This is a genomic window from Candidatus Hydrogenedentota bacterium (assembly GCA_016791475.1).
Classification (GTDB): domain Bacteria; phylum Hydrogenedentota; class Hydrogenedentia; order Hydrogenedentales; family JAEUWI01; genus JAEUWI01.
Genome location: JAEUWI010000498.1, coordinates 1 through 510 on the forward strand (window position 1 = coordinate 1; position 510 = coordinate 510).

Consider the following 510-nt stretch of genomic DNA (forward strand, 5'->3'; position numbering starts at 1 on the left):
TGTGGAAGATGTCGAACTTCACCTTGGGCCCGGGGCCCTGCTTCGCCGCCATCAGGCCTTCGGGGGCCGGGGCAGCGCAGGCACAGACGAGCGCGAGGGTGAGGGCGAGGGCGAGGGCGAGGGCGAAGCGCATGCCGCCCTCTTACCGCATGCCTTGGCTGCCAGCGAAACAGGTGCATGCGCACGCGTTCGAGGTCTTTGGCAGCCGACGGTTCGCGGCCGGTGACGGCTCGTTCAAGCCGATCCGGGTCAAACTGTTGTGGCTCCGACGCGACCAGGGTCGAGCAGACCGTTGTTTGCAAGCTGGCTCTGCACGAGGAAAGGCGAGACGTCGAGCTCGCGGGCGAGCTGTTCGATGCGGTCGGCCTCGAAGTCGCCGTCGAGCGTCTGGCGAATCGACTCGATGGGTGCGAGCAGTTCGGCCGCGAAGGCGCGCTGCGCGCGTTGGCGCCAGGTCTTCGCGTCTGTCGCGACTCGCCAGTCTGACGGTTGGTCCGCGAGCAGGTGATC

The 510-nt window shown here is 67.6% G+C and carries 1 protein-coding gene; it reads right to left on the reverse strand.

Annotated elements, in window-relative coordinates:
• Nucleotides 1-249: 249 nt before the first annotated feature.
• The coding region (locus JNK74_30455) for a hypothetical protein (GenBank protein MBL7650490.1) at nucleotides 250-510 on the reverse strand (261 nt) is incomplete at its 5' end.